Source organism: Limosilactobacillus oris (assembly GCF_025311495.1).
GTDB classification, from domain to species: Bacteria; Bacillota; Bacilli; order Lactobacillales; family Lactobacillaceae; genus Limosilactobacillus; species Limosilactobacillus oris_A.
Map to the genome: position 1 here is coordinate 16,021 of NZ_CP104398.1, position 25,892 is coordinate 41,912.

The 25,892-nt window shown below is 51.2% G+C and carries 22 protein-coding genes; 19 read left to right on the forward strand and 3 right to left on the reverse strand.

The features are described 5' to 3' along the window. Window positions 1–19: 19 nt before the first annotated feature. Together N4599_RS00180 and N4599_RS00185 are read left to right on the forward strand one after the other, a co-directional pair. The gene (locus N4599_RS00180; protein ID WP_260902427.1) at window positions 20–1,084 is read left to right on the forward strand and encodes a competence protein CoiA; all 1,065 of its coding nucleotides are present in this window, start codon (window positions 20–22) and stop codon (window positions 1,082–1,084) included. Window positions 1,085–1,086: 2 nt separating this feature from the next. Next, complete coding sequence (locus N4599_RS00185) at window positions 1,087–2,472, forward strand: C69 family dipeptidase (protein ID WP_260900282.1); 1,386 nt, start codon at window positions 1,087–1,089, stop codon at window positions 2,470–2,472. A gap of 166 nt (window positions 2,473–2,638) precedes the next feature. Here N4599_RS00185 and N4599_RS00190 read toward each other — a convergent pair whose 3' ends face one another. Further along, complete coding sequence (locus N4599_RS00190) at window positions 2,639–3,274, reverse strand: DsbA family protein (RefSeq protein ID WP_260900284.1); 636 nt, start codon at window positions 3,272–3,274, stop codon at window positions 2,639–2,641. A gap of 155 nt (window positions 3,275–3,429) precedes the next feature. Here N4599_RS00190 and yjbM point away from each other — a divergent pair, with 155 nt between their 5' ends. Genes yjbM through N4599_RS00205 form a run of 3 tightly spaced genes read left to right on the forward strand, consistent with a single transcriptional unit; the run spans window position 3,430 to window position 5,810 of the window. Beyond that, complete coding sequence (gene yjbM / locus N4599_RS00195) at window positions 3,430–4,101, forward strand: GTP diphosphokinase (RefSeq protein ID WP_003713904.1); 672 nt, start codon at window positions 3,430–3,432, stop codon at window positions 4,099–4,101. Beyond that, window positions 4,102–4,917 carry an NAD kinase gene (locus N4599_RS00200; protein ID WP_260900294.1) on the forward strand — a complete coding sequence of 272 codons (816 nt, stop codon included), beginning with the start codon at window positions 4,102–4,104 and terminating at the stop codon, window positions 4,915–4,917. Then, window positions 4,917–5,810: an RluA family pseudouridine synthase gene (locus N4599_RS00205; RefSeq protein WP_260900298.1), complete on the forward strand. Its 894-nt coding sequence runs from the start codon at window positions 4,917–4,919 to the stop codon at window positions 5,808–5,810. The genes N4599_RS00200 and N4599_RS00205 overlap by 1 nt, the downstream gene beginning before the upstream one ends. 68 nt (window positions 5,811–5,878) lie before the next feature. Here the strand turns inward: N4599_RS00205 and N4599_RS00210 are convergent, their stop codons facing one another. Then, window positions 5,879–6,907: a lactonase family protein gene (locus N4599_RS00210; RefSeq protein ID WP_260900308.1), complete on the reverse strand. Its 1,029-nt coding sequence runs from the start codon at window positions 6,905–6,907 to the stop codon at window positions 5,879–5,881. 199 nt (window positions 6,908–7,106) lie between these two features. Between N4599_RS00210 and N4599_RS00215 the strand changes: the two genes are divergently transcribed. The 4 genes from N4599_RS00215 (at window position 7,107) to N4599_RS00230 (ending at window position 15,323) form a co-directional block, all read left to right on the forward strand. Then, window positions 7,107–11,264, forward strand: coding sequence for a KxYKxGKxW signal peptide domain-containing protein (locus tag N4599_RS00215; RefSeq protein ID WP_260900326.1), 4,158 nt, complete (start codon window positions 7,107–7,109; stop codon window positions 11,262–11,264). A gap of 176 nt (window positions 11,265–11,440) precedes the next feature. Next, complete coding sequence (locus N4599_RS00220) at window positions 11,441–12,298, forward strand: methyltransferase domain-containing protein (RefSeq protein ID WP_260900337.1); 858 nt, start codon at window positions 11,441–11,443, stop codon at window positions 12,296–12,298. A gap of 166 nt (window positions 12,299–12,464) precedes the next feature. Further along, the gene (locus N4599_RS00225; RefSeq protein WP_191363387.1) at window positions 12,465–12,974 is read left to right on the forward strand and encodes a tRNA (cytidine(34)-2'-O)-methyltransferase; all 510 of its coding nucleotides are present in this window, start codon (window positions 12,465–12,467) and stop codon (window positions 12,972–12,974) included. 12 nt (window positions 12,975–12,986) lie between these two features. Then, window positions 12,987–15,323 carry an FtsK/SpoIIIE family DNA translocase gene (locus tag N4599_RS00230; protein WP_260900358.1) on the forward strand — a complete coding sequence of 779 codons (2,337 nt, stop codon included), beginning with the start codon at window positions 12,987–12,989 and terminating at the stop codon, window positions 15,321–15,323. Between the two features lie 89 nt (window positions 15,324–15,412). Here the strand turns inward: N4599_RS00230 and N4599_RS00235 are convergent, their stop codons facing one another. Continuing rightward, window positions 15,413–15,532, reverse strand: a complete 120-nt coding sequence (locus N4599_RS00235) for a DUF4044 domain-containing protein (RefSeq protein WP_003712693.1) — start codon at window positions 15,530–15,532, stop codon at window positions 15,413–15,415. A 125-nt stretch (window positions 15,533–15,657) separates the two neighbouring features. Between N4599_RS00235 and N4599_RS00240 the strand changes: the two genes are divergently transcribed. The 10 genes from N4599_RS00240 to ftsA all read left to right on the forward strand — a co-directional run bounded on the left by N4599_RS00240 (window position 15,658) and on the right by ftsA (window position 25,873). Next, the gene (locus N4599_RS00240; protein ID WP_260900361.1) at window positions 15,658–16,011 is read left to right on the forward strand and encodes a hypothetical protein; all 354 of its coding nucleotides are present in this window, start codon (window positions 15,658–15,660) and stop codon (window positions 16,009–16,011) included. A 137-nt stretch (window positions 16,012–16,148) separates the two neighbouring features. After that, window positions 16,149–16,577, forward strand: a complete 429-nt coding sequence (mraZ, locus tag N4599_RS00245; protein WP_003712686.1) for a division/cell wall cluster transcriptional repressor MraZ — start codon at window positions 16,149–16,151, stop codon at window positions 16,575–16,577. A gap of 20 nt (window positions 16,578–16,597) precedes the next feature. Continuing rightward, on the forward strand, window positions 16,598–17,545 hold the full coding sequence (gene rsmH / locus N4599_RS00250; RefSeq protein ID WP_260900391.1) for a 16S rRNA (cytosine(1402)-N(4))-methyltransferase RsmH: 948 nt from the start codon (window positions 16,598–16,600) through the stop codon (window positions 17,543–17,545). Window positions 17,546–17,565: 20 nt separating this feature from the next. Further along, entirely contained in the window at window positions 17,566–17,922 is a 357-nt protein-coding gene (ftsL2, locus tag N4599_RS00255; protein WP_003712697.1) for a cell division protein FtsL, read from the forward strand. Then, entirely contained in the window at window positions 17,922–20,054 is a 2,133-nt protein-coding gene (locus tag N4599_RS00260) for a penicillin-binding transpeptidase domain-containing protein (protein WP_260900411.1), read from the forward strand. The genes ftsL2 and N4599_RS00260 overlap by 1 nt, the downstream gene beginning before the upstream one ends. A gap of 15 nt (window positions 20,055–20,069) precedes the next feature. Further along, window positions 20,070–21,026 (forward strand): phospho-N-acetylmuramoyl-pentapeptide-transferase, encoded by a 957-nt coding sequence (mraY, locus tag N4599_RS00265; RefSeq protein ID WP_062812972.1) that lies wholly within the window; start codon window positions 20,070–20,072, stop codon window positions 21,024–21,026. A 25-nt stretch (window positions 21,027–21,051) separates the two neighbouring features. Continuing rightward, the gene (murD, locus tag N4599_RS00270; RefSeq protein WP_260900450.1) at window positions 21,052–22,428 is read left to right on the forward strand and encodes a UDP-N-acetylmuramoyl-L-alanine--D-glutamate ligase; all 1,377 of its coding nucleotides are present in this window, start codon (window positions 21,052–21,054) and stop codon (window positions 22,426–22,428) included. Then, window positions 22,428–23,531, forward strand: a complete 1,104-nt coding sequence (murG, locus tag N4599_RS00275; protein ID WP_062812970.1) for an undecaprenyldiphospho-muramoylpentapeptide beta-N-acetylglucosaminyltransferase — start codon at window positions 22,428–22,430, stop codon at window positions 23,529–23,531. Before murD ends, murG begins: the two co-directional genes overlap by 1 nt. A gap of 20 nt (window positions 23,532–23,551) precedes the next feature. Then, window positions 23,552–24,391 carry a cell division protein FtsQ/DivIB gene (locus tag N4599_RS00280; RefSeq protein WP_062812969.1) on the forward strand — a complete coding sequence of 280 codons (840 nt, stop codon included), beginning with the start codon at window positions 23,552–23,554 and terminating at the stop codon, window positions 24,389–24,391. A gap of 117 nt (window positions 24,392–24,508) precedes the next feature. Further along, window positions 24,509–25,873: a cell division protein FtsA gene (ftsA, locus tag N4599_RS00285; protein ID WP_194176229.1), complete on the forward strand. Its 1,365-nt coding sequence runs from the start codon at window positions 24,509–24,511 to the stop codon at window positions 25,871–25,873. Window positions 25,874–25,892 lie beyond the last annotated feature (19 nt).

Genomic DNA, 25,892 nt, shown 5'->3' on the forward strand with positions numbered 1-25,892 from the left:
AGGGGGGATTTTTTTGTTAGTGGCGATGAACAAGAAGGAGTTAGTATTGGCCGCAAACGCCGCGGCTGGTGATGGCTACTATTGCCCGGCCTGCCATCAGCCCGTGTACCTTCGCCGTGGCAGGGGCAAGGTGGCCCATTTTGCCCACCGTCCAGGCGCCGATTGTGCTGTTAGTGAGGGGGAAACCAGTGAACACTTGCGTGGCAAGCAGCAGCTTTTCAACTACTTTCAGGTGCAGGGCTTACGGCCCCGCTTGGAGGTCTACCTGCCAGTGATTAACCAGCGACCAGATATTTTAGTATGGCGGGACCGGCGGTTAGTTGCGGTTGAATTTCAGTGTAGCCCATTAACGGTAGCCCGCTTGCAAGCACGAAACGAGGGTTATTATCAGCTGGGAATCAAGCCAGTTTGGCTGCTTGGTCAACCCTACCGTCACCACCTCTCTGCCGCTAAGGTGGCCCAATTTACCCAGATTATTGCTGACCAACTGACCGTTCCCTATTGGAACACTAGGCGTCGCCAGATTGAATATCGGCGGAGCTTTCGCCGCTGTTCATTTGTTAGGGGACGGCCGCCGGTGACAAAGTTGCTGCAGCAACAGGTCCTGGCCCTGACCAGGAACGGCTCAGCTAATGACCTCGTTCGGCGGTTAACAGCTACCGCGTATGAAACGGTTCGGCAGCCACTAGCCCACTGTCCCCTGGTGTGTCATGACCTGGTACCGACCTGGCCAACCACCCGTGTAGCGGTGATCTACTGGCGGATTGCCGTTTTGTTAGCCTTACGGACGCAGCCGTTATTTACAGCTTGGTCGCCGGCTGAGTGGCAACACTGGCTCTGGCAGTGTGGGCGGCCCTACTGGCTAGACTTCGCCTGCGCACCACCAAGCGTTCGGGGAACCGTAATTAATAAATTTACCTTGGACCTGCTAGCGGCCCGGGTAATTTGCCAATGCGGTGACCACTACGTCCTCTTTTGCCACCCGTCCTGGTTTGCAGACCTTGCTGCTAAGAATGCGAGTTTAGCTGCCGCCTCTATGATTCATGCCCAGAATCGGGTAGAATTATTAGCAAAGGAGCGATAAAGATGAGTAAACATACCTGCACGATGCTATTAGCCGGTCGAAAAGCCACGATTGACGGCTCGACCATTGTCTGTCGAGAGGAGGATTACGGCAACGCCTTTGATCCGCAGCGGTTTGTTTTTATTAGTCCAGCCGATCAACCTCGTCACTACGCTAGTAAGGGCAGTGCGTTTAAACTGGACCTACCAGTTCCACAGTACGGTTACACCTCAACGCCTGACGCGGATGATTCAGCAGGGATTTTTGGCGCTGGCGGTATTAATACGGCAAATGTCGCGATGACGGCTACGGAGACGATTACGTCCAACCCCCGTATTCGCGCGCTTGACCCTTATAATTATAAAGATGGCCTGGGGGAGGAGGACTTTCTCACCCTTGTTCTGCCATACATTTCATCAGCGCGGGCAGGGGTTCAGCGACTCGGGCAATTGCTGACCCGGTATGGGACCTACGAGGCGAACGCGATTGCCTTTGGTGACCAACGGGAGGTGTGGTACTTTGAAACGCTTGGTGGCCACCACTGGGCTGCCGTCCGGGTTCCTGATGACCAGTATGTAATTGCGCCCAACCGGCTGAACATCGCCAACTTTGACTTCGCATCCGCTGAAACGATGTGTGCGCCTGACCTCCAGCAACTGATTGACGATAACCAGTTAAACCCGGATCCGGCGGGGTACAACTTCCGCCGGATCTTTGGCAGCGCCAGCAACCAGGACCGGGTCTATAACAACCCGCGGGCGTGGTATGTTCAGCAGCAACTGGGTGGCAGCCGCCCGGACAGCCAACCGGGCGCAAATGACCTGCCCTTTGCTTGTACGCCGAACCACCGGTTGACGATTGAAGACATCAAGCAGGTAATGAGTTCTCACTACCAGGGGACAGCGTATGACCCCTACCATTTTGCTGCTAAGGAGGAGGCCCCATTTCGTTCGATTGCCTTAAACCGGAACTTGGAACTGCATGTCCTTCAGCTCCGGAATAACGTCCCAGAACCGCTGGTGGGGGTTCACTGGCTAGCCTTTGGCCCCAACACCTTTAACGCCCTAGTACCTTTCTATGCTCACGTTAATGACACGCCGGCAGCCTATCGGGATACTAGCAAGCAGTATACGCCTCGCGAGATGTACTGGCTCGTCCACACCCTAGCGGCGGTTGGTGACCAGCATTACCGCCAGGTCCAGCCCTTAGTGGAGCAGTGCGCTGATGACGTCCTGGCAGCAACCCGGGCAGTGCAACGGCAAGTTGACCGTGAGTGTGCCAGCAACGCCAGTGCTGCTCAATTGACGGCTGCTAACAACCAGCTGGCTGGGATCGCAACTACCAAGCTGACCGAATTACTGGGGAAGCTGGTGGGGGTTGCCTTTAAGAATGAACACTTGCAATATTAAGATAGAATGAAAAAGGGGCTGGGAATTAACTCAGCCTCTTAACCGCTTTATAGATAATGATGCTGACGCGCAGCAAGCCCCTGAGAGACTCCACAAAAAAGTCAAGCACCGAAAGTCAGCTCGCCAGCCGATTTTCGGTGCTTTCTTTTATTTTCAGTTGACTCAATTAGTTGCTCTTAATTACGCGGAGACTGCAAGGATGGTACTGTTTGGCAAAATCCTTTACTGACTGCTGGGGATTAAAGGTGTGGTTGTGGTAGGACTCGATTAGGGTTTCGTAGTCGAAATCAGGCATTAAATAACCGTACTCTGGTTCCTTAGTATCGTAGACGATTGCGGTAGCTGGCTTAGTGATGCCCAATGAGTTGGTGATCGCCTGGTCCTTTTTGAAGGCGTCCCGGGCGATTGCCGAATGCCGGTCTTCCATGAACATTTCGAGGTCCAGCCCACTTTTCGCAGCGATTTGTTGGGCTAGCTGGTCGGAATAGTGCCAGCCGGCTTTAGTCATGGCGTCTTGCAAGTAGAGCAGGTACCGCCGTCCGCGCCGCCCACCTTGGAAGAGGGCGGCCTTGTAATCAAGGATTACCTGGTATAAAACCTTGGAAACTTCCTGCCGGACGGTCAGATTGCAAGCGTCCAAGTGGTAAAGTCGAATCGTATCGGTAATTGTCTGCATATTGAATACCGGAATGAACTGGTAACTGATTTTAGTGCGTAGGTTCTGATCAACCCGGAGGACATCATTTTCACAGCGAAAACACCGCATCCCCAGTGGGTTCACAAATAAGTGAATCTCAAGCATTACTTGCCCCTCCGATCATTACTAAGTAAGCTTAACACCTGTTATTGTTGCAAATTGCCCCCAGTTTGTAAAGCAATTTGTTTTCAGGGGAAGAATGGCTATCAAAGGGATAAAGTATGCTAAAATAGGAACGAGATTTAACTGGAGGCTAGATTATGATTGAAAACTGGCAGCATTTCTTATTGCCATATCAACAGGCCGTTAATGAATTAAAGGTAAAATTGCGGGGGATGCGGAAACAGTACCAAGACGAGGAGCAGCATTCACCAATCGAGTTCGTCACCGGACGGGTTAAGCCCGTCGAAAGCATTAAGGAAAAAATGGTGCGCCGGCACGTCCAGGCGGACCGGCTCGAACAGGATATGCAAGACATTGCTGGCTTGCGGATCATGTGTCAATTCGTTGAGGATATCTACCAGGTAGTTGACCTGCTGCGGCAACGGAGCGACATGACGATTTTAGAGGAGCGGGACTACATTTCTAACGTTAAGCCCAGCGGCTACCGTTCTTACCATATTGTGATTGAGTATCCGGTTCAATTGATCAGCGGTGAAAAGCGGATTTTAGCAGAAATCCAGGTACGGACGCTGGCGATGAACTTTTGGGCGACGATTGAGCATTCGCTAAATTACAAGTACCAGGGCGCCTTTCCGGAAGAACTGTCCGCCCGGTTGCAACGGGCTGCTGAGGCGGCCTTTCACCTGGACAATGAGATGTCTGAAATTCGCGAAGAAATCCAGGAGGCCCAAAACTTATTTTCATACAAAAAGGCGACCCAGACGGCTCAGCCTGGCGAAGATTTAACTAAGCCAAAGGAGCAGGAATAAATGAAAGTTGGAATTTATAATAACGAAACTGCTGAGTCACAGCGGGTAACGAAACTCTTACGGGCGGAAATCGAACGGGCAGGACTTACCTATGATGACCAGCACCCGGAAGTGGTAATCACAATCGGCGGTGACGGGACCTTATTGTCCGCTTTTCACCACTACATCGACCAGCTTGACCAGATCCGCTTCGTGGGAATCCACACCGGCCACCTGGGCTTTTATACCGACTGGCGCAACTTTGAAATTGACGACCTGGTGGACAGCCTCGTCCAGGACAGTGGCCAGTCAGTTTCCTACCCCTTACTGGATATGCGGGCGGGCTATTCGGACGGCACGGTGGATAACTTCGTAGCCCTCAATGAAGCTACCATTCGAAACATTACCAAGACGATGGTCTGTGACGTTTACATCAACAACCAGTTATTTGAAAACTTCCGGGGCGATGGCCTATGTATCTCCACCCCGACCGGTTCGACTGCCTACAACAAGTCGGTTGGAGGGGCAATCATGGACCCCAATAGTGTTGGTTTCCAGCTAGCTGAAATGGCCTCGCTCAATAACCGCGTTTTCCGGACGCTGGGGTCGCCAATTATCTTCGGGGCCGATACCAAACTGATGCTCCGGCTGCGCGACGTTAACGACCATGTGATGACCTGTGACCGGGAACAGCTTCGCTTAAAAAATGAAAAGGGCAAGCGTCACCTAATGGAAGTTTCCTTCCAGGTTTCACAAAAACGGATTTTCTTTGCCCGCTACCGGCACACCAACTTTTGGAACCGGGTCAAGGACTCCTTTATCGGTGGTGGTAAGTAATGGAATTTACCTGGCGCTACGACCACGCGACGCCGCGCAAGTTGCGGTCGGCACTCAAGATGAGCGGGGTAACCAGCTCGCTGATGAAGGTAGCAATTTACCATGGCGGACAAATGCTGATTAACGGGGAACCGAAGTGGGCCGTGGACCTGGTTCAGCCGGGGGATGAGTATTCCATTGTGATTCCGCCGGAAGAGGCCAACGACCACGTTGATGAATCAACCGCCCCGATCACGATTACCTACGAGGACCGGGACTTCCTGGTCTTAAACAAGCCGGCGGGGGTGGCGACCGTCCCGGCCCATAATGTCCCGGTGGCCGACAGCCTGGTCAACCGGGTTAAGCACTATTACCGGGAGCAGGGCTATGAAAACCAAGTGACCCACGTGGCGACCCGGTTGGATAAGGACACCAGCGGGTTGGTGGTGTTCCCGAAACATCGCTTTGCCCATGCAGTGCTGGACCGGCAGTTGAAACGGCATGAGGTCAAGAAAAACTACTACGCACTGGTCAGCGGCCGCCTGCACACCCAGCATGGCTACATTGACGCTCCTATTCGGCGAGATCCGGCCTCGTTTGTCAAACGGGAGGTGGCTGCGGATGGTAAAGATTCGGTCACGGAATACTGGTTAGCGCAGGCGCAGGCAGAGCATTCGTTAGTGCGGATTCGTTTGCATACCGGGCGGACCCACCAGATTCGGGTTCATTTTAGCTTCCTCGGTCACCCGCTGGTCGGGGATGAAATGTACGGTGCGCCGGCGGGGAGTCCACTGATTGACCGCCAGGCGCTGCATTGCTACTGGATACAGTTTTACAGCCCGTTTAAAGAACAGTTTATTACGGTTACCGCACCGCTGCCGGCCGACTTTGCGGCAGCAATAAAAGAATTTTGACCCCAAAAGGCCCTTGTAAAACGATTCGCTCGTTTCACAAGGGCCTTTTTACACGTCAATTGACTATATTAGTTGAAGCGTTGAACGCAGACTGGTTCTGGGCAGGCAACATCCTTTTGCAGAAGGGCCAGTTTACCAGTGGCTGCATCCCGTCGGTAGAGGGTCAGGTTATCAGTATTCTGGTTAGAAGCCAGCAGGTAGGATTCATCGCCACTGAGGTTGAAGTCCCGTGGGAAGTCACCCTCAGTAGAAATGGACTGGATGTGCTTAACCGTGAAGTCTGGTTGCACCGCAAAGCCGGCGATGGTGTTTTCACCCCGGTTAGAGGTGTAGATAAACTTGCCATCCTTGGACATCCGGATGGCGGCAGCCCCGTTGTGGGCGGTCCAGTCGGCCGGAATGGTCTTGATGGTCTGCAGGTGTTCGAAGCTGGCATCGGTAGCGTTGTACTTCAGGACCGCCAGCTTGCTGGAGAGTTCACCGAGGACGTAGACGTACTGACCGTTAGGATGGAAGATCAGGTGACGGGTACCGAAGCCGGGTTCGAACTTAAAGCGGGAAACGGCGGTCAGCTTGCCTTCATCGCTAACGTCGTAAACGACGACCAGGTCCATCCCCAAGTCACAGACGATCAGCCGTTGGTCCGGCGTCAGGTCGGCGTAGTGAACGTGGGGAGCTTCTTGTTCCGGTTCCGGTCCGGTCTCACCCTGGTGAGTTACGACGTCGGTCCGGGTGAGGCTGCCATCAGCAGCGACCTTGAAGACCTCGACGTTAGCCGTGTGGTAGTTGGCACTGTAGAGCAGGTGACGCGCTTCGTCCAGGCCGACGTATGCCGGAGCCGGGCCCTTTTCCATGAAGGTGCTCAGCGTTTCGGCTTGGCCATTGGCAAGGGAGTAAACAGCCACCCCGGCCTGGTCGCCATCCTGCTTAACTGCGTAGACCCGTTGGTTAGGGCCGACTTGCAGGTAGGCTGGCTTCTGGGATGGAATGGCTAGCTGAACGTCCGTCAGTTCACCCTTGCTGGTATCTAGGCTTGCCATGTAGGCACCCTTACTATCCTTCTTCGTGTAGGTTCCAATTAAAAATTGTTCAATCAAGACAACTTCCTCCTTTGAAAATGCTTACTGTTATCATAACAATTCATGTTGATTAATTCTAGCTTGTGCTAAACTTAGTCTGCAATTCTAAAACTAGGGAAGTGTTTTCTAGCGATATTAGTATTTATAAATTAATTATAGGGTATATAATAATATTGTTTATTCTTTGATTCAGTATGATTTTGGGGGAGTAAGTTCAATGAATAAGGAACATAAAAAACTATATAAAGCAGGGAAACTTTGGGTTACGGCAACCCTCTTCATGGTTGCTGGCATTGCGATGATGAGTGGTTCTGCATCTGCGGATATCAAGTCGAACTTGTCAACAGTAACGCAAAGCAATCAGGTGATGGCAGAAAATACGTTGCCTGTCTCTTCAACAAATAATTATCAAGTATCAGGAACTGCTGCAAACACCGGTTCTACTCAGGGGCAGTCAAATGCTGTTGCTCCCACAAACTATCTAGGGGTAGAAGAAGCAAAGACTAGTCAGTCTAACTATGACTTTACCGGAGAAACCAGTTTTACTAGGTGCATTGGACAGGTCAGTTCTAATAATTTTGCTCCAGCCTCGCTCCATGTAAAACTTGCTGATGGACAAATTTATCAACCAGTAGCCGGAGACTTAGGATTTATTGACTATAGTGGAAAGCAGATTGCGGACCCAACGACAGCTGGTGTGTATCAGATTAATTTGACTGATGCTGGATTAGCACACATTAATGCACTCGGCGATGGGAAATATAGTATTGATCCTTTTGCTTCTGTCATGTTTGTTCTTGAAAATGGAACTAACTTAAGCATATCTACCGTGGCCACCGATTCATCGTTGCCTAAGATTACTTATGATGAGCAAAGTCATTCATATGGCTTGAATCCCCTGGCGGTCAAGGTAATTGTTAAAGACAGCGGTGCTAACCAAATAATCACCTATCAGCCGTCAGCAGCAGGTGATTTGGAGTTAATTGATGTCCACGGGAGTGTAATTAGTTCTGTTCAGGACGCCATTAATCGATGTGGGGAAGTTTATCTTTACCTGAGCTCGCAGGGAATTCAGAATTTGAAAAGGACTTTCCCGTTTATTAAGAGTATTACTCCGTTAACAAATATAACTTGGCTTAATTGCGCTATGGTCGATTTTTCGCGACAAAATTACGATTTTCCGGTTAAGTTTATTACAGATTATGTGGGCCGCTTCTCACTAGCTACTATTTCTTTGCCAAAAGTTGACATAGGAAATGGAAATACTTATACCTTGCGTAAGGGGGATTACGCACTCTTTGATAAGAATGGTCAAGAGTGTACAGCACCAACTGTTGCCGGGCTCTATTATTTAAACCTAACTGCTACGGGCCTGGCACACTTGAATGAGCTGGGTTATGGTGGTTATACATTTCAGCCGTATTCTGGGTTCAGTATCTACCTTGAGAATTTAGATACTGCTCATATTTGCACCAAGTTTACGGATGCTAGCTATAAATCGTATATTTGTAGTGATAAGCCGATTGGTTTAGACTCACAACCTGTTCAGGTGATGGTTAAAGATAATTTCGGTTTAGAAACTCTAGCGACATTTACACCAGATCCTGGTGACTTAGAGTATGTGGATGATGCTGGTAACGTGGTTGAGCCATGGCTTGTGGGGATTGATGCTGGTTTTGGGAAGGCGTTAACGAAAAATTACTATATTTACTTGAGTCCACAAGGAATGCAGCATTTGAAGATGGTTGCTCCCTATATTAAAGGGTTTAGTAAAATCTCAATAGATGAATTGGCCAACGTTTTTGTTAATAAGTTTGAAGATGGTTATATCATTGTTAATGCCGTTTCTGCATTAAAGAATCTTATCCTTCAAGGGACGAAGCCAAAAATTGATCTCCAAAATTATATGGTGGAGTATACCGATAGCAATCATAAGAAACACCCAGTTACCCTACAACCGGGTGATTTAGCCTTCTACGATTTACAAGGCAAGATGGTAACCCCAACTCAGGTGGGGAGCTATAGCGTTAATGCAAGTCCGCAATTGATCGTACGGCTAAGTAAACAGAATCCGCATGTTAAATACAGCCTGAAATCTTCCATGGGAACTTTTTACACTATTCAAGCACGGGGAACTATGCAAGTAAGTGGGCCTCGCCAGCTGAGTGCATATGGTGCTCGCCATCTTGAGAAAATGGGATATACCATTACTATTTTTAGCAATGGCCAGCAGGTTGGTGTCTATCGACCAGTTGCTGGTGATTTAGAGCTCGTAGATCAAGGCGCCAACGTAATAACCAATCCTCAGGCAGCGGGAAGGTACTGGTTACAATTGTCGAAGCAAGGAATGAGTAATATCCAATTAAATAAGGGAAAAGGAATCTACTATGCTTTCCCATCTTATAACTTGCCAGAGGTTAATTATCAACCGTATACGCCGACCGCAGAAGATTACCAGCAGAATTACGGTAATCTTGATAGCTACTCTTTACGGCAGGCATCGTCTACAGAAGCTGTCTTGCATGTTGCAGGCTGGCATGCCAGTGGTGCTTCAGCGGTGATGCCAAATGGCTGGCTGATTATTTATGACAATACCCTTGGTCGGGAAATTAAGCGGGTACAGATTACCCCCGTTAACCGCCCGGATGTCCAGGCCGCTTACCCCAATGTATTTGGGAGCTTGCTGTCTGGCTTTGACCAAGATATTTTAATCCCATTAGCAAATGCAGGTGATGATCTAACAGTGATTGCCCGTTATTCTAGTGATCCAAATGGTGGTGAGGGCCAGCGGATTGATCATTGGTTTAATCGAATTAGTGTCGATCAGGGAAACCATGCCTGGGTTGACAGTGTTCAGTTCATTAATGGTAAACTCCATGTTAGTGGTTGGCACGCTACTAATCAGGCCAATGATAAGCAGTACCACACGATTATTGTTTGGGACGCTAGTCAAGGTCGTGAATTAGGACGGACTACGGAAAATATTAGCACTGACCGCCCAGATTTGGTTGCTGTCTACCCGACAATTATGATGGCTAAGCACGCTGGCTTCCACGCAGAATTAAGCATGGTACCGGAAATGGCAACTGACCAGATTCAGTTTATTAGTCGGTATTCTAGCACTAAAGACGCTAACAGTGATTACGTAGACTACTGGTTTGCACCACAACAACTATTGCATGGTCACCGTAATCAGGCCTACCTTGATAGTGTTACTGTTCAAAATGATAAGCTCCATGTTAGTGGTTGGCATGTGACTAACCAGTCAATTGGTCGACCTTACCATACAATTATTATTTTGAATGCTAACAATGGCCGTGAGTTAAGTCGGTCGACTATTCAACAAGGCGCTAGTCGCCCTGATTTGATCAAAGTCTTCCCGGACGTTATTACAGCATCTCAAAATGGCTTTAGCAACGACGTGACCCTTACGCCGGGGATGGGCGATCAACCAATTCGGATCATTAGTCGTTGGAGTAAGACGGCTGATGCTAATGAAGACTATATTGACTACTGGTTTGCACCGCAGCAACTCTTCAACGACTTAGCTAATCGGGCGAACCTCGATAGTTGGGGTGTCCAAGGACGGGCTCTGCACGCGGTTGGCTGGCACGCTACCAGCCAGTCAGCTGGGCGGCCTTATCACTACCTAATCCTCTTTGACCAGTCGACCCAGCGGGAGATTAAGCGGGTCCGGGTGATCGCCAACAGTGCTCGGCCTGATGTTGCCCGGGCCTTTCCGGGCGTTTACAATGCCGGTGATGCGGGTTTTGATGTCAGTTTTAAGTTAAATTCAAAGACCAATGGCCACCGCTTTACGGTCCTGAGCCGGTGGACCAGCGACCCGGCCGGAAATGGTAACGCAGTCGACTACTGGTTTGACAGCATGGTGGCACCGGAACTCTCACTGGTACCGACGGCGGGGAAGAATTCTCCAGCCGACCACGATGTCGAAAAGGCTTTCCATATTGATAACGTTAGCGTTGCTTGGACAAAGCAGGATCCCCAAATCCAAGTCAGCGGGTGGGCAGCAAGCAACTACTGCGCAGACTGGAACAGGCAAATGACGGGCAATCCGCTAATTGATTCCATCATACTAGACAATGTTCGTCAGATGATTTTAGTCCTAGAAGTAAATGGAACTGAGTGGATCGCTGTTGCCCTTGACCCCAGCCAGAACATACGGCCGGACGTGGCAGTAGCGTATCCCGAAATCTGGGGGAGTCGGTATAGTGGCTTTAACTGTCGCTTTACTCTATCACATATACGTATGCCACAGGTAAAACCAAGTGATACCTACCGTTTTATTTTCCGCTGCTATTCTTCAGGGTACAAGCAACACGATGACATGGTAAGCTCGGTTTACCACTTTTGATGTCGAAAATCAAATCTACACGGTGGAAGCACTAAAGTAGTTGGCGTCCATGAAAATAAGTGAGGCCAGTCGCACTATTTACAATCAAATAGCGCGGCTGGCTTTTTTAATGGTCGGCGAAGCAGTTGCGGCTGCTTTGTGCTAAACTTAGGTAGAATATTTAGAGGAGAATCAGAATGAAAAAGATTGAACGACAACGTCAATTTGTCCAAGACCACCTTAATCTGTTTCGGTGCCCGAACTGCCAGGCACCGATGGCAAAGGTCGAAGGCAACAGCATCTACTGTGCCCATGGTCACCAGATTGACTTTAACCGCCATGGCTACCTTCACTTTTTAAACGGGGCCGCCGACACGGAATATGGCCGGCAAATGTTTCTGGCTCGTCGCCAGCTGCTGAGTGCGGGCCTGTTTGAACCGATTGTGAAGACGGTGGCTGACCAGTTGCCGGTCCGGCCCCAAACCATCTTGGACGTTGGAACGGGGGAGGGGACCCCGCTGCGGCAGCTGGCGGCTCTGCGCGCTGGTTGCGACGATACCCTGATCGGCTTTGATATTTCCAAAGCGGGGGTGACTCTGGCGACCCAGCTAGGACTGTGCGCCTTCTTTTGCGTGGCCGACCTGCGCCAGCTGCCGTTTAATGCTGGCAGCTTTGATACCATCATGGAACTATTTTCCCCGTCCGACTATGCGGAATTCAATCGGGTGCTGGCACCTGGTGGGCGGGTGATCAAGGTCGTACCCAATAGTGACTACCTGGCTGAATTGCGCCAGCTCTTATACGGGACCGGCCAGGCCAATTCCCACTATGATAATCAGCGGGTGGTCGATCTCTTCCGGCACCATTACCCCGATGCCCAGCAGATCCGAGTTCGCTATGAGTTCACCATTCCCGCTGGCTTACAGGCGGCGTTGGTGGAGATGACCCCGCTCCACTGGGGGAAGGGCGCAAGAAAATTGACCGCCCAGGACCTGGAAGCGTTGACGATGGTGACGGTCGATGTAAGCGTCCTGACGGGGACAAAAATGAAATAATATTTGCACTTTCTTAATATTCGTGCTAAATTATTATTCAGAAATCGTTTAGCAATTGATATCGAACAGCGTCGTTAGTAATTGCTAAGGAGTACTTCACTAAAGCAGCGTTTCGCCGTGCCCACACCGAGACCCTGCTTTTTTATTTTTGTGAGGAGAATTAATCATGACTAACCACATTGTCTTATTTGAACCCCTTTTCCCGGCCAACACCGGTAATATTGCCCGGACCTGCGCGGGAACCAACACCGCCCTGCACCTGATCAAACCGCTGGGCTTTTCCACTGACGACAAGCACATGAAGCGGGCCGGCCTGGACTACTGGGACAAGGTCAAAATCACCTATCACGATGACCTGCCAGCCTTTCTAGCAACAATCCCGGATATGGAGAAGCTCTACATTGTGTCGAAGTTCGCGAACCATGATTACACTGACGTGGACTATACGGGTGCGGGGGACCACTATTTCTTGTTCGGCAAGGAAACTACCGGACTGCCGGAAGCCTTTATGCGGAAGTACCCGGAGAATGCCATCCGGATTCCCCAAAATGATGATAATATCCGGGCATTAAACCTGTCGAATAGTGCGGCTATCGTCATTTATGAGGCCTTGCGGCAGCAAAGTTTCCCCAACTTGGCACGGGTACACACCTACCAGCATGACAAGTTGAAATAAGGAGGATTAACCATGGCGCGAAGAAAACGGTCGACGAACCGGCGCACGGCGAAGACGAAGGGCCGGCGAAGTAGCCAGGCAAAGAAAGAAGCCCGTCTGGTGAATAACTTGGTCGGGCTGATCGTTAGTTTACTGATGCTCCTTGGTTTAACCAACCTGGGCAGCCTCGGGACATTTATCGCTAACTGCTTCCGGATCCTGGTGGGGGAGAGTTACCCCCTTGCTATCATTACCGTGATGATTTTCTCCTTATCCTATACTTTTTACGCTCAGGCACCGCGACTGAAGCTGCGGTGGGTTGCTGGCTACCTGGTAACTTATACCGGATTGTTGTTATGGCTCCACGTCCTGATGGTTAGCCAGCAAAATGTCCATGCCAACTTTATTCCGGTCACCTGGAGCAACCTCAGTCGGGTCCTCTTCAACGGCGATAACACGGTGCCGATTGGTGGGGGGATGCTCGGAGCCTACTTATATAACGGGAGCGACTTCCTGGTTTCCCAGGTTGGTACCGGGATCCTGGCCTGGCTACTGATAGTTGCGGGGCTAGTAATCTTTTTTGCCCTGCCGTGGCGGCGATTTTTGGCACTCACCGGCAGGGGAATCCAGCGCTTGGGAATGGGGCTGCGAGCGGCTAGTCAAAGTGTTCGGGACTACGCTGACCGGCCAGCAGTCACCTCGGCGATTAATAAGAGTCAGTCAGCTAGTCAGCCAGCGGAAGAAAAGACGGCGGTCCCAGCTGCACAAGCACCGGCTGCCCCAGCAGATGAAGCTCCGGCGGCTGAACCGGTCCAACCACAACCAGCACCGAAGATTACCGTGGCTAGCAGCAAACAGGAGGATGAGCCGGCACCGAGCGATTCTCCTGACACCGACCTGCCAATGACGGGGGTAACGGCGCAGGAGGATAAGGACTACCAGCTGCCACCGCTGGACCTGCTGACTAAGGTCCCGGCAACGGACCAGCAGGGCGACCTGAAAAACATCCAGCAGAATACAAAAACCCTGCAGACGACCCTTCAATCCTTTGGGGTGAAAGCTACGGTGGAAAACGTCAATCTTGGCCCGTCCGTTACCAAGTATGAACTGCGGCCCGCGGTCGGGGTCAAAGTCAGCCGAATTACCCACCTAGCTGACGACCTGGCCCTGGCGCTGGCCGCCAAGGATATTCGGATTGAGGCGCCGATTCCCGGTAAGTCCTTGATTGGGATTGAGGTACCAAATAAGCAGGTCGCCACCGTCGGCTTCCGTGACATGTTTGAAGCGGCACCGGCCGACGATCACCCACTGAACGTTCCATTAGGCCGGACAGTGACCGGCGACGTGGAGATGGCGGACCTGACGAAGATGCCCCACCTCCTCATTGCCGGGGCGACCGGGAGTGGGAAGTCGGTCGCCATTAACGTCATCTTGACCAGTATTCTTCTCAAGGCTAAACCCCACCAGGTCAAACTGTTGCTGATTGACCCGAAAAAAGTGGAGTTGAGTGTCTACAACGGAATTCCCCACTTGCTCAGTCCAGTGGTCTCGGAACCTAAAAAGGCGGCCCGGGCACTGGGCAAGGTGGTGGCTGAAATGGAACGCCGTTACGAGCTCTTTGCAAAGTTTGGTGTCCGCAACCTAGCCGGCTACAACAAATTAGTCCAGGACAATAACAGCCAGGAAGATAGTACGGATCAACCGAGCTTACCACTAATCTTGGTTGTCGTCGATGAGCTGGCGGACCTGATGATGACCGTTTCCAATGATGTTGAAGATGCCATTGTCCGGATTGCCCAAATGGGACGGGCCGCCGGGATTCACATGATTCTCGCAACCCAGCGGCCGTCGGTAGACGTTATTACCGGATTGATCAAGGCCAACGTGCCTTCCCGGATTGCCTTTGCCGTTTCTAGCGGAATCGACTCCCGAACGATTATTGACACCAACGGAGCTGAAAAATTGCTTGGGCGGGGGGATATGCTCTTTGAGCCAATCGATCAAAACAAACCGACCCGGGTTCAGGGGGCCTTTATTTCTGACCGGGACGTCGAAGCAGTGGTTGACTACATCAAGCAGGAACAACCGGCGGAATACGATGAGAACATGGTCGTGACTGACCAGGAGATGGCGGTTGAAGAAGAACAGGAAGACGAGGACGAACTGTTCCCAGAGGCCCTTAAATTTGTGGTGGCGGAGCAGAAAGCCTCGACCTCGTTGATTCAGCGCCGCTTCCGGATTGGCTATAACAGGGCCGCCCGGATTATTGACGATTTGGAGCAACGGGGGTACATCGGCCCCGCCAACGGTTCCAAGCCCCGGGAAGTATTTAAACAGCCGGATACTGACCAGGAACCACCAGCGGAATAGAACTAAAAAACTCGCAGCCCAACTGCTGGTGGAATGCCACCACGTTGGTTGCGAGTTTTTTGCTGCTTGCCAGATTCCTGAATTGAACCCTAGTTTCCCATCAACGATACAACTGCGCTGAAAATCAACGAGCCGAGCATGGCAATCAGCATTAGCCAAATAGCCACCATTGTTATTTTCTGAAACCGCGTTTTCTTTTTATGTTGCATGCACTTTCCGCCTTTCGCTATCTAAACTCCTTGTAGTTTACCGCAATTCCCTGGTCAATTTCAAACGAACAACCAGCCTTTATGGTAAACTAAAATAAAATGACATAGTAGAGAAGGAATGTAGTGTGACGATCGATTACCAACGGACCCTCTTGCAGGTCCTGATTATCCTCATTTTTATTGGGGTAAAATACCTATGCGGCCGGTTTATGCAGGGGAAAAAGCACGTAACGCTCTGGTGGGCGCTCACGGCGATTCTGTTCTGGCTGCTAGCCGGGTGGAATTTTGGACTCTATTGGATTGCCTATCCGGTAGCGGTGTGGATGGTCCTGGCACTAGCCCTGATTGTTATCCAGCTGGTCCACAACCATGAATTCCTATACCGGCGCTACTGGCCACCGTTTTGGCGGGGTTCAGCCTGGATTGCGATTATTTCCTTTGGAGCGTCGATCTTTGCCAGCAACTTACCACTAGTTTAATTAATTGAAGGATAAGTGAATTTTGTAGCGATAACCACGGTTCGCCCGGTTATCGCTTTTTTTATCGGAATTCACGTGGTGAGAAGTGGGGGAATGTGGTAGACTATTCCTATAAAGTGGTAAAGGGGGGATTAGTCGTGCTCATGGGTGAATATAATCACGTGATTGACGCCAAGGGACGCCTGATTATCCCCGCCAAGTTTCGCGACCAGTTAGGGGCTTCTTTCGTTATTACCCGGGGGCTCGATGGTTGCTTGTTTGGCTATCCACAAGCGGAATGGCAACGGCTGGAAGCTAAGCTGGCGGCCCTGCCACTGACGAAGCGGGATGCCCGGGCATTTGTCCGTTTCCTATACTCGGCGGCGACGGAGTGCGAGCTTGACCGCCAGGGCCGGGTCAATATTCCCGCCATTTTACGACAGCACGCGTCCCTCCAAAAAGACTGCGTGATTATTGGTGTTTCTAACCGGTTCGAAATTTGGAGTGCCGACCGGTGGAACGATTACTCGGCTACTACCGCGGATAATTTCGATGAGATTGCCGAGGACCTGCAGATTGACTTCTAGGAAAGGGGGCTTAAATGGCGATGGCCACGTTTAAGCACGTAACAGTTTTATTGCAAGAAGCCGTGGCGGGCTTAAACGTCCAGCCAGCGGGGACCTATGTTGACGGTACCCTGGGGGGCGGTGGTCATACCAGCGCGATTTTGGGCCAGCTCACTACCGGTCACTTGTATTCCTTTGACCAGGATGAAACCGCGATTGATTATAACCGCGACCGGCTGAAGGATGCACTCGCGGCTGGGAAGTTAACCCTCATTGAGGATAACTTTCGCCACCTCCAGAAGGATCTGGCTGCTCAAGGTGTCCACAAGGTCGACGGCGTCCTGTATGACTTAGGGGTTTCGTCACCGCAGTTTGATGACGCCCAGCGTGGCTTTAGCTACCAGCTCGACGCCCCGTTGGACATGCGGATGAACCAAGGCCAGTCCTTGTCGGCAATGGAAGTGGTTAATGAATGGCCCTATGAGCGCCTCGTCCGGATTCTCTACCGTTACGGGGAAGAACGGTTTGCTAAGCAGATTGCCCGTAAAATCGAGCAGCGACGGCAGCGGGAGCCAATCCGCACGACCTTTGAATTAGTCGACGTGATCAAGGAAGCCATCCCAGCGGCGGCACGGCGGCATGGCGGTCACCCGGCCAAAAAGAGTTTTCAGGCAATCCGCATTGCGGTCAACGATGAACTGGGAGCGCTGGAAGAGTCCTTAGAACAGGCGCTGGCAATGTTGGCCGTTGGCGGGCGGATCAGTGTTATTACCTTCCAGTCGTTGGAGGACCGCCTCGTTAAAACAATGTTTAAGGAAAAGTCATCCATCAGTGATGACTTACCCCAGGGGTTGCCAGTGATTCCAGAGGAGATGAGCCCTGACTTTAAGCTGATCAACCGTAAACCAATTCTTCCCGGCACACAAGAATTAGCGGAGAACCACCGTGCGCACAGTGCTAAGTTACGAATCATTGAAAAGATTAAATAGAGTAAGGTAGTGTATTAATAATGGTTTCTAATGCAGCAAGAAAATACGAAGAAGAACAGGTTCCAGTGACGCCAATCGACCAGCCCCAACCGGGCGTCCAGCCGGTTCGCTGGTCACGGTTTGAACGCTTATTGATGGTTGTCGGGAGTGCGGTTACCCTACTGTTGATTATTGCCCTGCTTTCCACTAAAATTTCAATTAATACTCGTCAGCACAACTTGCAGGACTTACAATCGAAGGTTGCCCAGGTTAAAAATAACAACGCTAGTGACCGGCAGGAAATTGCTGATTTAACTAGTCAGGGCAACTTAAAGAAGATTGCCCAAAAGTATGGCCTCTCTGACAAAAATTCAAATGTAAGGAACGTCAATAAATAATGAACAAAGAGTCACAACGAGCGAAAACTAAGAAAAATAATAGCAATCGGGGGAATTTCGGTAAGTGGTTATTCTTCATCACGGTTGGATTGTTTCTCTTATTTTTCGTTCGTTTTGCGTATATTGCGATTAACCGTGACATCCAGCACGTTAACCTGCAGTCACAGGCGGAGCAAATCTATACCCAGCGGCGGACAATTCAAGCCAAGCGGGGGAACATTTACGATAATAAGGGTGGGGTGATTGCCACTGATACGAGCAAGTATACGGTCTACGCGGTCGTGGATAAGACCCAGCACTCAACCAGCGGTAAGCCCCTGTATGTGCAAAATAAGAAAAAGACTGCCCGTGTCCTGGCCCGGTACATTGACCTGCCGGAAGACAAGATCCTCAAGCAGCTAAATACGAAGAGCCAGGTCTACCAAGTAGAATTTGGCGCTGCTGGTAGCAACCTGTCAGTTGCCACCATGCAAAAGATCAAGAAGGAACACCTGCAGGGGATCGGCTTTATAGCGACGCCGGCCCGGCAGTATCCCGAGGGCGAGTTTGCCTCCCAGATTATCGGTTTAGCCTCACCAATTACCAACCAGCGGGGACAGACGAGTTTGAAAGGGCAGGTCGGCCTGGAGAGCTACTTCGATAAGCGGTTGACCGGAACCAACGGGATGCGCCAAGACAAGCGCGACCTGTATGGCTACCGTTTGGCTAACTCTAAAGCCGTCACGAAGCCAGCGGTTAATGGGGATAACGTTTATACGACCATCGACCCCCAGGCTCAGCACATGTTGGAAAATAAGGTCAACCACGTCTATAAGGACGGCAAGCCGAATTCGGTAACCGCAATTGTGATGGATGCAAAGACTGGACAGATCGTGGCAGCCACCCAGCGGCCAACCTTAAACTCCAGCCAGCCCGTTTGGCGGAACATGTTTGTACAGGACGCTTACGAGCCCGGCTCAACGATGAAGATCCTGGCCCTCAGCGCGGCAATCGATACCGGCCACTTTGATCCGAAGGCGACCTTCCAGTCGGGGACTTGGTCAATGGGCGGTGGCAAGATCGTCGACTGGTCAAGCACTGGTTGGGGGAACATTAGCTATAAGGACGCTTTTGATATGTCCAGTAACGTCGGGTTTGCCCACGTTGAACAGAACATGGGGGCGAAGACCTGGATGAAGTATATCCGCCGCTTCGGCCTCCTGAAGAAGGTCAACGTGGTAGGGATGGACAATGAAGTCTCCGGCTTTACCCAGTTTAAAGGGATCCTTGAGCAGGCGAATACCGCCTTTGGTCAGGGAATCACCGTGAATGAAATGCAGATGCTGCGGGCGATTGGTGCCGTTGCCAACAATGGTAAGATGATGCAGCCTTACATCATTAAAAAGGTGGAAACGGCCAACGGTAAGGTGGTTAAAAAGACCCAGCCAACCACGGTGGGCCAGCCGATTAAGACCAGTACCGCTAAGCAGGTGCGCAAGTACATGGAAGGTGTGATTTACGACCAGAAGGGGCTCGGTCACGACTTCCAAATCAAGGGTTACCGGGTTGCCGGGAAGACCGGGACCGCCCAAATCGGTGGTGCTAACGGTTATAGCAAGGGTGATACTAACTACCTGTACTCCTTTGCGGGAATGGCACCGGCGAAGAACCCCCGCTATGTAATGTACGTCACGCTCCGCCAGCCCCAGAATTTGAGCACTTCAGCGACGAAGCAGATGGCCTCGATTTTTAATCCAGTGATGGAAATGCTGTTGGAGAAGAACAAGTCAGCTAACTCGAGTGTTGCCAAAATGCCAGAACTGGTTGGGCAAAACCGGGATGACGCGTCTAAGCAGCTCAGCGGACTAAAGATCCAGCCAGTGGTAATTGGTGACGGCAAGACAATCCGGAGCCAGTCAATTACGGCGGGCGAGAAGCTCTTAAAGAACCAGCGGGTGATTTTGGATGCTGGTGGTAACTATCAAATGCCGGACCTGAACGGTTGGAGCTCCGCGGATGTTCAGGAGCTGGCGGCCATGCTCCATTTGAAACTCAAGGAACAGGGCAGCGGCTACGTTAACAAGCAGAGTATTAATGCCAATAGCAAGATTAGCAAGGGGCAGACCTTGACGGTTACCTATGCGCAACACTAGGACAGGAGGAAAATAATGCACATTGCGGCAGTCATTTTAACGTTAATCAGTTCATTTCTTATTACCTTTTTGCTTATGCCGAGCTTGATTCGGTATTTCCGTGCCAAAAAGGAGGGCCAGCAAATCCGGGAGGAAGGTCCTAAGTGGCACGCTAAAAAGGCGGGAACCCCAACGATGGGGGGCCTGCTCTTCATCATCTCGGCAGTCGTTACCGTCTTATGGGTAGCGGCCTGGCAGGGAGTGCTTAGCAATACCTTGTGGGCACTGCTCTTTGTCTTGATCGTGTACGGCCTGATTGGGATGTGGGATGACAGTATTAAGATTTTCCACCACCAAAACGAGGGCTTTAAGGCTTGGCAAAAGGCCCTGTGCCAGGTCATCGCGGCGATGGTCTTCACCGTGATCTACCAGCACGAGGGTTACCAAATGGGCTTCGGTAATAACCAGTACGGCTGGCTCTACGGCCTCTTTATCATCTTTTGGATTGTTGGCTTTTCCAATGCGGTTAACCTGACCGACGGACTTGATGGCTTGGTCAATGGGCTCGGGATTATTTCCTTCTTAGCCTACTTTATCATTGCCCTCTGGGGCGGCTACACCGAGGTGGCGCTCTTCTGTCTGGCAATGGTTGGGACCCTGGCTGGCTTCTTCCCCTATAACCATAAGCCGGCCAAAATCTTCATGGGGGACATGGGTTCCTTAGCAATCGGGGCCTCGCTGGCGGCCGTTTCCCTCCTCTTGCACCATGAGTGGTCACTGCTGGTCATCGGGATCGTCTACGTTTGTGAAACGGCCAGTGTAATGCTCCAGGTGGCCTCCTTCAAGCTCACCGGGAAGCGTATCTTTAAGATGAGCCCGATCCACCACCACTTTGAGATGTGCGGCTGGAGCGAGTGGAAAATTGACATTGTTTTCTGGAGCGTTGGTCTGTTTGCTGCCATTATTGCGGTAGCAACGATTATTCTGGTATAAGTTGTCGAGGAAAGGTTCGAGGAGCATGAAAGAGATTACGAAGTATCAAGGAAAAAACGTATTGGTGATTGGCTTCGGGATTAGTGGCCTCAACGCCGCCCATCTGCTGGTTAAACTCGGGGCGCACGTAACCGCCAATGACATGAAGACACCCCAGAATCCAGCAGTGGTTGCTGGCTTGGAGGATGACGGGATTGAGGTAATTACCGGGAGCAACCCGTTAAGTTTGGCCGACCGCGATTTTGCCGTTGTAGTTAAGAACCCGGGAATCCCGTACGATAACCCCCTGGTGGCCAAGTTCGTGGAAAAGGGCACGCCAATTATCACTGAAGCTGAGCTGGGCTGGGAAATCTTTGCTGGCCACCTGGTCAGCGTGACCGGGAGCAACGGTAAGACGACCACGACAACCCTGACCCAGTTGATGCTGGCAAAGAGCTCGACCCATAATGTCAAGTATGCCGGCAACATCGGCGTATCCTTCAGCAAGGTCGCAGAAGAACTCGGCCCAGAAGACACACTGGTGACGGAGCTTTCCAGTTTCCAGCTGCTGGGGGCACCGACGATTCACCCCCATATCGCTATCATTACCAATATTTTTTCTAACCACCTGGACTACCACAAAACCCGGGAAAATTACATTAATGCTAAGCTAAACATTACCCGCAACCAGACCCCGGACGACTTTCTCATCATGAACTGGGACCGGGACGAGTGGCAAGAAATTGCCCGCCGGACCCGGGCGACGGTGGTACCCTTCTCCCGGCAGGGCAAGAGTCATGCCGGTGCCTATGAGGAAGATGGCGCCATCTATTGGCGGGGGGAACGGATTATGGCGGCCCGTGATATCCGCCTGATTGGCCCCCAAAACGTGGAAAACGCTCTGGCAGCCATTGCAGCTGCTAAGCTAAGCGGGGTCAGCAACGAAGATATCATTAGCGTCTTAACTACCTTTAGCGGGGTGCGCCACCGTCTCCAGTATGTGTTGGACTATCAGGGGCGGCGCTTCTATAACGATTCAAAATCGACCGATATCGAAGCAACCGAGGTTGCCTTGCAAGGGTTTGACCAACCAGTGATCCTCCTGGCAGGGGGCCTTGACCGGGGCTACACCTTTGAGCGGCTGGTACCGTACTTTAAGGCGCACGTCAAGGGCATTATCGTCTTTGGACAATGCAAGGACAAGATGAAGGACGCCGCCGAGCAGGCTGGCATTCCAACGATAATTGAGAGTGAAAATGCCGTGACGGCGGTACCAGAAGCATGGAAAATCAGCGAACCAGGCGATGTGATCCTCCTCTCCCCGGCCAACGCCAGCTGGGATCAATTCCCGAGCTTTGAAGTGCGGGGGGACCGGTTTATCGAAGCAGTTGAAAAATTAACGGGTGAAAAGGAGAAAGATTAATGCGGTTATTAGTTTCTGGTGGCGGGACTGGTGGTCATATCTACCCAGCCTTAGCCTTGATTGAACGCTTGAAACAAGTTGAACCGGATACTGAGGTCCTCTACGTTGGGACCACCCGGGGACTGGAAAACAAGATTGTCCCGGATGCCGGGATCAAGCTAGAGACAATGAAAATGCAGGGCTTTAAGCGTTCTCTTTCGTTGGAGAATTTGAAGACGGTATACCTCTTCCTCAACTCGGTTCACCGGTCCAAAAAGATTATTCGGGATTTTAAACCGGACGTGGTTCTAGGAACCGGGGGCTACGTCAGCGGCGCGGTATTGTACGCGGCTGCTAAGCACCATGTTCCGACGGTAATCCACGAGCAAAACAGTGTGGTGGGAATCACCAATAAGTTTCTGAGTCGCTATGTGGACCAGATTGCGATTGCTTTTGAAGCGGCCCGGGCCCAATTCCCGGCTGATAAGGTGACGATGGTCGGCAACCCGCGGGCCCAGCAAGTGGCTGCTCAGGTGGACAGCGACTTTTCCTGGTCAACGTATGGCCTGAAGGATGATGTGCCAACGCTGATGATTTTTGGCGGCAGCCAGGGGGCACCCAAGATTAACCAAACGGTTGTGGATGCAATCCCGGAATTTAACCACCGTCAGTACCAGGTGATTTTTGCAACTGGACAGAAGCGCTACGACCACATCAAACAGGAATTAGCGGACGTGGAGATTGGTGATAACGTCAAAGTTGTCCCGTATATCAAGGACATGCCCGCAAAGATGCCGAAGGTGGCAGCGCTTGTTTCTCGGGCGGGGGCAACGACCATTGCTGAAGTAACTGCTCTGGGAGTTCCCACCATTTTGATCCCGAGCCCGTACGTGACTGCTAACCACCAGGTTAAAAATGCTCAGGCACTGGTTCGGAAAAACGCGGCGGTGATGATCACCGAGGACCACCTGGATGCCCGCACGCTCCTGGTGCAGGCGGATAAGATCATGGAGAATAACGAATTGCGGGGTGAAATGGCCAGCGCTGCTAAACAGCTGGGGAAGCCGGATGCGGCGGACCATTTGATTAAGGTTCTCCACCACGCGATTGATGAACACCATTAAAACGGAGGGGAGGTTCAGCCGTGGCACGAAAAGATTTGTTTTCTGATGAACACCAGCGTTACTCACAGCGCTTGTCGGAAGTGGAAGAACGGCGCGCGCAGACCGTTCAGCCAAGTCAGCCGCAAGAGCGAATCGGTCATAAGAACCGGGGAATCAAAATTTACCGGTACCTGACCAACGGTGAGCGGGTGTTGAAGCTGATCCTCCTTTTTGGTGGGGTGCTGCTTTTGATGCTGTACGTGATTTCTCCCCTGAGCAAGGTTGACCGGGTGACGGTTAAGAGCAACCACGACCTCAGTGCAGCCGCGGTTGAACAAGCAACCCGGGTTCAGCCGGGCCGCTATATTTGGGGAGTGATGCTGTCCCAGCATTCTGCGAGCCAGCAGGCTAATCGGCGGAATCCTCAGGTTGCCAAGGTCAGTTATCAGCTCTGCGGCCCACGAGCCGTCCAAATCACGGTTCGCGAAAATCCAATCGTGGGGACGGTCGAAATTGGTCAGCGGGACTATAATGTTCTGGCAAACGGGCAGCTTAAAGCTGCTAAGGGTGACCAGGGCAAGATTCAGTACCAATCCTTTGACCACCACCGTCAAAAGTTAACGACGACGGCCATCCAGCTTGGCCGGCTGAAACCGGTGGTCCGCAACGGGATTTCCACGGTGTGCTACCAACCGCAGAAGAACGCGCCTAACCGCCTCGTGATCTATATGCGTGATGGGAACACCGTTTACGCAAACTTAACCACGGTTGGTAAGAAAATGGCTTACTATCCCGCAATTGCGGCGACGATGAAGGAACCGGGCGTAGTTGACCTGCAAGTTGGGGCGTTTTCGTACAGTTACAAATCACGTGAACAGTGATTTTCAGAAAAAGCGTTTTTGAACGAGCAAAGATATGGTAAAATCAACTTTAGATGTAAATAAAATACAATTTTTTTAATTAAGTATAATTGCTGCTTTTAGGAGGGTGCCGTTCAGATGGATAATTCAGAAGTATTTGTCGGGTTAGATATTGGAAGCACCTCGATTAAGGCACTGGTTTGCGAGAATGTAAAGGGCCAGTTAAAGGTCGTAGGCGTAGGGATTGCACCCTCTACCGGACTAAATCACGGCGTAATTGTTGATATTGATAAAACTGCCCACGCGATTTCACAAGCGGTTGCTCAAGCCGAGGAAAAATCAAATCTGACTATTAAAAAACTGATTGTGGGCTTACCGGCTAACTACCTGCGGATGCAAAAGGTACACGGGATGATCACAATCGCAGCCCAGGGCCAGTCACGGGAAATAGTGAACCGGGATGTGATCGACGTTGCTAAGGAAACGTTAACGCAAAATATTCCACCGGAGCGCACCGTCTTAGACCTCGTGCCGACAGAGTTCTCAGTCGACGGTTTTGGCGGAATCAAGGACCCGCGGGGGATGGTGAGTGTTCGTTTGGAAATGAAGGCGACCCTCTATACCGGTCCTAAGACGATCCTCCACAACACTAAGAAGGCGGTCCAACGAGCCGGCTATGAGATCAAGGATTTTGTGATTGCACCGATTGCCACTGACTTTAACCTCCTTAATGATGGGGAACAGGACTTTGGGACGGTGGTTATCGACCTGGGCGGCGGTCAAACGACGACCAGTATTATCCATGACCACCAGCTCAAGTACACCTTCGTCGATCCGGAGGGTGGTCAATACGTGACCAAGGACATTTCCACTGTTCTTAACACCTCACTCAAGAATGCTGAGAAGCTGAAACTAAACCATGGTTATGCAGACCATAGTTTGGCGGACGCGGATGCCAACATCAACGTTAACGTTGTCGGCAAAAACGAACCTGAACAATTCACCGAGGAGTACCTGACAGAAGTAATTGAAGCGCGGATGCGGCAGATTTTTGAACGAGTTCACCAACGTCTGCAAGCAATTCATGCTCCTGAGCTGCCCGGTGGTGTGACCATCATTGGTGGTGGCGCGGCGATGCCTGGTGTAAAGGAACTTGCCCAGGAATACTTTGCTGGCAGCATCAAGGTATACTCGCCGGAGCAGATGGGGATTCGGCATCCAGGCTACGCGACTGGCTTGGCGCTTGCGATGTACGAAAATCAGCTATCGGATGTTGATAAGTTAATAAAGCAAACGATTCAACAACCTGATATAATAGAAAGTCCAAGGGAAGAACCGGCAGCGGAGAACAATAACCGTCAGTTGGTTCACCAGTGGTCCAATCAGCCACGGCAGCGTTCTGGGGAGGGCCGTTCCAGAAAGAAACGGTCGGCAGAACCAAAGGAAAATAAGCATTCATTTGGCAATAAACTCAAGGGTATGTTTGATAACCTATTCGACTAATTTGACGGAGGAAAGATTC

Excerpts from the sequence above, each read along its gene's own strand:
- mraY (WP_062812972.1), top strand. The coding sequence starts at position 20,070 with ATGCACATTGCGGCAGTCATTTTAACGTTAATCAGTTCATTTCTTATT.
- N4599_RS00230 (WP_260900358.1), top strand. The coding sequence starts at position 12,987 with ATGGCGCGAAGAAAACGGTCGACGAACCGGCGCACGGCGAAGACGAAG.
- murD (WP_260900450.1), top strand. The coding sequence starts at position 21,052 with ATGAAAGAGATTACGAAGTATCAAGGAAAAAACGTATTGGTGATTGGC.
- N4599_RS00220 (WP_260900337.1), top strand. The coding sequence starts at position 11,441 with ATGAAAAAGATTGAACGACAACGTCAATTTGTCCAAGACCACCTTAAT.
- N4599_RS00225 (WP_191363387.1), top strand. The coding sequence starts at position 12,465 with ATGACTAACCACATTGTCTTATTTGAACCCCTTTTCCCGGCCAACACC.
- N4599_RS00215 (WP_260900326.1), top strand. The coding sequence starts at position 7,107 with ATGAATAAGGAACATAAAAAACTATATAAAGCAGGGAAACTTTGGGTT.
- N4599_RS00200 (WP_260900294.1), top strand. The coding sequence starts at position 4,102 with ATGAAAGTTGGAATTTATAATAACGAAACTGCTGAGTCACAGCGGGTA.
- murG (WP_062812970.1), top strand. The coding sequence starts at position 22,428 with ATGCGGTTATTAGTTTCTGGTGGCGGGACTGGTGGTCATATCTACCCA.
- yjbM (WP_003713904.1), top strand. The coding sequence starts at position 3,430 with ATGATTGAAAACTGGCAGCATTTCTTATTGCCATATCAACAGGCCGTT.
- N4599_RS00205 (WP_260900298.1), top strand. The coding sequence starts at position 4,917 with ATGGAATTTACCTGGCGCTACGACCACGCGACGCCGCGCAAGTTGCGG.
- N4599_RS00260 (WP_260900411.1), top strand. The coding sequence starts at position 17,922 with ATGAACAAAGAGTCACAACGAGCGAAAACTAAGAAAAATAATAGCAAT.
- N4599_RS00190 (WP_260900284.1), bottom strand. The coding sequence starts at position 3,274 with ATGCTTGAGATTCACTTATTTGTGAACCCACTGGGGATGCGGTGTTTT.
- N4599_RS00235 (WP_003712693.1), bottom strand. The coding sequence starts at position 15,532 with ATGCAACATAAAAAGAAAACGCGGTTTCAGAAAATAACAATGGTGGCT.
- ftsL2 (WP_003712697.1), top strand. The coding sequence starts at position 17,566 with ATGGTTTCTAATGCAGCAAGAAAATACGAAGAAGAACAGGTTCCAGTG.
- N4599_RS00185 (WP_260900282.1), top strand. The coding sequence starts at position 1,087 with ATGAGTAAACATACCTGCACGATGCTATTAGCCGGTCGAAAAGCCACG.
- rsmH (WP_260900391.1), top strand. The coding sequence starts at position 16,598 with ATGGCCACGTTTAAGCACGTAACAGTTTTATTGCAAGAAGCCGTGGCG.
- ftsA (WP_194176229.1), top strand. The coding sequence starts at position 24,509 with ATGGATAATTCAGAAGTATTTGTCGGGTTAGATATTGGAAGCACCTCG.